Origin of the sequence: Peptoniphilus timonensis JC401, from assembly GCF_000312025.1 — a bacterium.
Taxonomy (GTDB): domain Bacteria; phylum Bacillota; class Clostridia; order Tissierellales; family Peptoniphilaceae; genus Peptoniphilus_A; species Peptoniphilus_A timonensis.
On sequence record NZ_HE978596.1, the window covers coordinates 138,662 to 144,214 of the forward strand.

Genomic DNA, 5,553 nt, shown 5'->3' on the forward strand with positions numbered 1-5,553 from the left:
GCAGCATAAAAAATGGGTGCACTTAATAAAGCTAGCTATAATGAATATTTTTTTAAGCAGCTTTGTATTTAATGATTTCTAGGTTCTTATTTTTTATTTTTGATGCCAGTTTATTTATGTTTAGCCCTATTGATAAGAGACATATTTCACTTATTATGTTTTCTTTTCCTCTGTGGTGGAATCTGTTGTAGTATAAGCCTGACTTTATTTTGGAAAAAGCTCCTTCGGCTTGAATTGATCTATTTAATCTTTCTTCTATTCCTTGGTCGGATTTTATGTTTTTTAAGGATTCTTCTCTATATTTTTGAAATGTTTCTGATATGTAGATTCCTTTGGTTTTTTGTCCTTCTTTGTTCCAGTCGAAACATCTATAGATTTTTGTTTTTGTTATGTATCCACTTTTTCTTTTACTGTATCTGTCATTACATCTTATGAATTCTTTGCCATCTTGTGATATGTATTAGTCTTTTTTTTATCGTATTTTAAGCTTTCTCTAAATTCTTGCTCTTTTTTATATTTTCGTGTTTTTGACTTTTCATAGTTTGATGGTTTTATGTAGGGTGTTAATTTGTTTTCTGCGATATATACATAGTTTTCTTCACTTTCGTATCCTGCATCTACTACTATTTTTTCTAGTTTACCTTGGTAGTTTTCTAGTAATTTCATTAAGAATGGTTTTAGTGTGTACATATCTGATGGATGGTGGGATATGTTTTCTCCTATGATGAAGCCTTATGCACTTGCAAGCTGAATGTTGTAGGCTGGTTTTAGTTGACTGTTTTTCATATGGCCTTCTTTCATTCTCATAAAGGTTGCATCATGGTCTGTTTTTGAGTAGGAGTTTCTGTAGTCTCCCATTATTTCTAGATGTTTCCTGTAGCTTTCTAGTTTTTCTTTCCAATCTTCTAAAAGTTCATAGTTCTTTTGTTTTTCTTTTTCCTTTACCGTAAACAAATTTATTTTTTTCTCTTTGCAATATTTTCTCAATTGATTAAAGATTGTTGTTACTGCTTGAAGTACTTGGTCTGGAATTAGACTTTTACTTAATCCTAATTCTTCTTTTATTCTTTCTATTAATTTTTCTTGCCACTTTTCTATACTTCCTCGCCATACAAAACTATATCTGTTGGCATAAGCTTCTATCTTTGTTCCATCTATATAGATGCTTGATAGGTCTATCTGATTTTCTTCTATCAGTATTTGGACCATTTGATTTAGTATATCTGGTGTTAGTTCTAGTATTTTTTGTCTAAATCTGTTAATGGTAGAGTGATTTGGTGCTTTACTTCCATCCATGAGGTATCTTTTTCTTAAATCATACTTGAATGATTTTTCTATTTCTCTTGATGAAAATATTCCTTCTGAATAGCAGTATATTATTATTTCTAGCATGTTTACTGGATTTACTGTAGCTTTTCTTCCAAATGATGAATAGACTTTTTTTAGTTTTGATAGATTCATCCTTTCAATGATATTTTTTACAACCCTTAGTTTAACATAATTTTGAATATATATTTCTGTATTAAAATTTAATCTTAGTTGAATTGTATCATTAACTAGTGTATAGTTAGTTAATGATGATGTATTTTTAAAGGTTTTCATAAATACATTGTATCAGACAAATTATCAAATCAAATGCAACACCTATGGTAAGAAACCAAAAAGTTCTTCTTTAGGTGTTTTATATTTTATACATTTTCTTAGTCTATTATTCATTAAACTTAAGTTATAATTTAATTCATCAGTATTTACTTCTGATAAATCTATCCCTTTAGGATAAAACTTCCTTAAAAATCCATTACTATTTTCATTTGTGCCTTTTTGCCATACACAGTAAGGATCACAAAAATAAGTTTTACATCCTAATTCCTTTTCTATTTTCTCAAATTTTGAAAATTCTTTACCTCTATCAAAAGTTATTGTTTTTACTAATTCTTTTGGAAAATCTTTTAATGCACTGATTATTGTTGGTGTTACATTTTTCAACTTTATATTTTAAACTAAGATTGCTATATAATATCTAGATTTTCTTTCTGCTAAAATTACGAAACAATATCCAATTTTCCTTTTGTGATCTAATCTGCCTTATTCTACTGTATATGCTTCCCAGTGACCTAGCTCTTGCCTTTTGTATATTTCTTTAGGTCTTTTCTTAATAGTTTTCCATTTATCATTGAGTTTTTCTATTGGTTTTTTAAATTTCTATTTTCTTCTCAAATTTTCCATACTAGTTTTTTGGTCAGATTTTTTTCGTGTATGAGCATATATATGGTTGATGTAGATGGTACTTGATGAATCACATCTGTGCTTCTATTTGATATTTGTTCAGGTGACCAATGTTTGTTAATCTTTGTAGTTAAATAATCAATAACATCTTTAAAAAATTTACTTTTTCTATGGCAGCTTTCCTTCTATCAATATATTTGTCATTTGACTTTATTGGGAAGTACTTAGTATAACTTCCTCTACTAGCTTTTATTTTAGATGAATTTCTTTTAATTTCTCAAGATATTGTACTAGGTGAACTTTTAAGTGTTTGTGCAATTTTCCTTATACTCATTCCTAAATTTAAAAATTGATAAATAAAAGATCTCTCTTCTATGGTAAGATTGTTATAGCTCCTAATTGATCGCTCCTTTTAATATGTTTTGTTTGGTCACCACATTTAGCGTTAGCTGGAAAAAATAGTACTTGAGAAATTGAATTCAAATAATAGAGTTCTAAAACAAACAGAGTTGTGACTTTGTTTATTTTAGTAAGTTGGTATACAGATATTGATTAACAAAAAACGTATGTTATGTTAGTAATAACGATATTTTTGATTTTTTAATTTTATGTATACAACTCATACTTATTTAGTTTTAGTTTTACACTTGACAAATTTCATTATATCATTCTATAATGCTTATATAGAATTCTATTCTTTATTTGATTAAAGAGAAAAAATACAATTATCCGGATAATTCCATTTATGAGGTGAATTTATGGAATTTACATTATGGGATTTATTACAAGATGCAGCATTACTTGGTTTTTTAATGTTGTTAGGTCAGTTTTTAAGAGCTAAAGTGAAGTTGTTTCAAAGCTTACTTATGCCAGCATCTTTAATAGGTGGATTTATAGGACTTGCATTAGGACCAAGTGGATTTAATATCCTACCTTTTTCTGATCAGTTATCAAAGTATTCTGGTATACTTATTGCAATAGTGTTTGCTTGCACTCCTATAGGAGATGACTCCTTTACAAAGGAAGATTTAAAAGGAATAGGTGGATTCTTTTACCAAAATACAGGTATCTTAATCCTTCAATATGCAGCTGGTATGGCTTTATCTTTGGGTATTTTAAATAAAATCTGGGATCTTCATGATTCCTTTGGTTTATTACTTGCTACTGGATATTATGGTGGTCATGGTACTGCAGCTGCTTTAGGGGCAATGTATAAAGATATGGGATATCCAGAATTTTTAGATTTAGGAAATACTTCTGCAACAGTTGGGCTTGTTGGTGGTATTATTGTTGGGATGATTTTAATTAATTGGGGAACTAGAAAAAAATACACAAATTTTGTTGATTCTCCAAAAGAACTTCCTGATGAAATAAGACGAGGAATTATCCCCAAAGATAAACAAAAATCTTCAGGGAAGTTAACGATTTCTAATATGTCTCTAGATTCTTTAATCTTTCACTTATCCATTGCGTTGTTCACTGCTTATTTAGGAAGAGTTGCATCTGAGTTTATAAAAAGTAAAGTTGATTGGCTTTCAATTCCTGTTTTCGTACTTGCACTTGCTGCTGGATATGTTGTTCAAGCTTTTATAAAAGCTACAGGTACTCAAGAATATGTAGATAGACCAACTATGCAGAGAATTAGTGGATCATCAACAGATTTATTAGTTGTTTCTGCTGTTTCTTCGTTAAATCTTGGGGTAATTAAATCTAATTTAGCTCCACTTGCAGTTACTTTTATATTTGGTTTTATATTAAATGTTTTATGGTTTTTATGTGTTAGTAAATACGCTTCATCTAAAAATTGGTTCGAAAGAGGTATATTAAACTTTGGAAGATCGAATGGTGTTGTTGCTACTGGTGTTTTATTAAACCGAGTTGTTGATCCAGACCAAAAATCAAGAGGATTGGAAGATACGGGCCTTACAGATTTATTAAATCGTCCAATAGCTATTGCATTACAAGTTTTACCACCACTTTTTATAAGTTTTGGAGGGAAGTATCCAATGTATACAACTCTCGCTATGTGGGCTGGCTTTATTGTTCTCACAATTATTGCTATTGCTTTTAAATGGTGGACTCCAGGGAAAATGCAAGGGAATCAACACAAGTGAGGTGACATATGAACTACGATATTATTCATTTTGAAGCTTTAGGAAAAGAAGCTGAATATTTAGAAATAGAAACAAACAATTTGATTAAAGAAGACATTTTACCAAAAAGTTTTAAATCGTTGATAACTCCTTTGACGGTTCAAGAATATTTATCAGAAAATGACATTGAACTTCCTGAAATAATAACTACAAAAACACATTCAATTTTACCTAATAAATATATATATAATAAAAACAAAAAAAATGTTATTACAAGAAGTGCAGGATATGATCATTTTGAAGAATATCAAAATAATATAAATATTGCATCACTACGAGAGTATTGTGTTAATGCTGTGGCACAAACCGCATTGAAATTTGGATTGTGCACTTGTGGTTTATTAAACGAATACATTAAAAATACTGAGTCTTTTGAAAGAAATAAAACTAATTCTTTTATGGAAATCAGCCCAAATAGGGTTGTAACGGTATATGGAGTAGGTAAAATTGGATATAAAGTATATAGGTATTTTGAGAATGTAGGGTTTAACGTTCGAGCTGTAGATATTAGAAGTGAAGAACTAAAGAAAATGGAAAAATACAAAGATTTTGAATTCATAAGTAAAGATGATGCAATCATCAACTCGGACATAGTAGTAAATGTTATGAACTTAACAAAACTAAAAGATTCTAAGCTTTATAATGTAAACTACTTTAATGAAGATTATTTGAGAAAAAATAAAAAGAATTTTATTTTTATAAACGTTACAAGAGGAGAAATTGCTCCTGAAAGTGTTCTTTTAAAATTATATAAAGAAAATAAAATTCTTGGTTTAGGTTTGGATGTTTTTAGTCATGAATCCGAATTAACAGAGGTTTTAAGGAATCAAAAAAAATCTAATGATATTGATGTTTTAGCTGCCAAGGAAATTATTAACGATTCAATTTCATTGAAAGAAAATTTTTATGTACAAGCTCATCAAGGATTTAATTCGGACTTAGCTGCCAAATCTAAAGCTCATGAGGCCATAGAGCATTTGAAATATTGGTATCAAAATGATAAAAAAGGTTTCAAAGAGCAGCTACCTTACTATTGAGTATAAAAGCATATCTATTATTTAGCTCTTTATTATTGCTCTATGTCAAATATTGGGGAGACTCGTTAATTCGAGTCTCTCTTTTCATTTAAAAATCAACACTCAGACACTAATTAAACTATCAAAACTAAAATAAC

The 5,553-nt window shown here is 29.0% G+C and carries 7 protein-coding genes; 2 read left to right on the top strand and 5 right to left on the bottom strand.

Annotated features, from left to right (window positions below):
- Positions 1–52: 52 nt before the first annotated feature.
- The 5 genes from HGPT_RS09295 to HGPT_RS10190 all read right to left on the bottom strand — a co-directional run bounded on the left by HGPT_RS09295 (position 53) and on the right by HGPT_RS10190 (position 2,626).
- Positions 53–457, bottom strand: a complete 405-nt coding sequence (locus HGPT_RS09295; protein WP_218914861.1) for a transposase — start codon at positions 455–457, stop codon at positions 53–55.
- A complete protein-coding gene (locus HGPT_RS09300) occupies positions 430–666 on the bottom strand; it encodes a transposase (protein ID WP_218914860.1) in 237 nt (78 codons plus the stop codon). The genes HGPT_RS09295 and HGPT_RS09300 overlap by 28 nt, the downstream gene beginning before the upstream one ends.
- Positions 667–732: 66 nt before the next feature.
- Entirely contained in the window at positions 733–1,602 is an 870-nt protein-coding gene (locus tag HGPT_RS09305) for a transposase (protein WP_019139194.1), read from the bottom strand.
- Between the two features lie 42 nt (positions 1,603–1,644).
- Positions 1,645–1,986 carry an IS30 family transposase gene (locus tag HGPT_RS10185; RefSeq protein ID WP_019139195.1) on the bottom strand — a complete coding sequence of 114 codons (342 nt, stop codon included), beginning with the start codon at positions 1,984–1,986 and terminating at the stop codon, positions 1,645–1,647.
- Positions 1,987–2,503: 517 nt separating this feature from the next.
- Positions 2,504–2,626: a helix-turn-helix domain-containing protein gene (locus tag HGPT_RS10190; RefSeq protein ID WP_342626075.1), complete on the bottom strand. Its 123-nt coding sequence runs from the start codon at positions 2,624–2,626 to the stop codon at positions 2,504–2,506.
- A 358-nt stretch (positions 2,627–2,984) separates the two neighbouring features.
- Between HGPT_RS10190 and HGPT_RS07395 the strand changes: the two genes are divergently transcribed.
- Both HGPT_RS07395 and HGPT_RS07400 read left to right on the top strand, forming a co-directional pair.
- Positions 2,985–4,340 carry a sodium/glutamate symporter gene (locus tag HGPT_RS07395; protein ID WP_019139196.1) on the top strand — a complete coding sequence of 452 codons (1,356 nt, stop codon included), beginning with the start codon at positions 2,985–2,987 and terminating at the stop codon, positions 4,338–4,340.
- An 8-nt stretch (positions 4,341–4,348) separates the two neighbouring features.
- Positions 4,349–5,416, top strand: a complete 1,068-nt coding sequence (locus tag HGPT_RS07400) for an NAD(P)-dependent oxidoreductase (RefSeq protein WP_019139197.1) — start codon at positions 4,349–4,351, stop codon at positions 5,414–5,416.
- Positions 5,417–5,553: the final 137 nt, after the last annotated feature.

Bases quoted from the DNA above. Each gene is read 5' to 3' on its own strand.
- HGPT_RS07400 (WP_019139197.1), top strand. From the start codon at position 4,349: ATGAACTACGATATTATTCATTTTGAAGCTTTAGGAAAAGAAGCTGAA.
- HGPT_RS07395 (WP_019139196.1), top strand. From the start codon at position 2,985: ATGGAATTTACATTATGGGATTTATTACAAGATGCAGCATTACTTGGT.
- HGPT_RS09305 (WP_019139194.1), bottom strand. From the start codon at position 1,602: ATGAAAACCTTTAAAAATACATCATCATTAACTAACTATACACTAGTT.
- HGPT_RS09300 (WP_218914860.1), bottom strand. From the start codon at position 666: ATGAAATTACTAGAAAACTACCAAGGTAAACTAGAAAAAATAGTAGTA.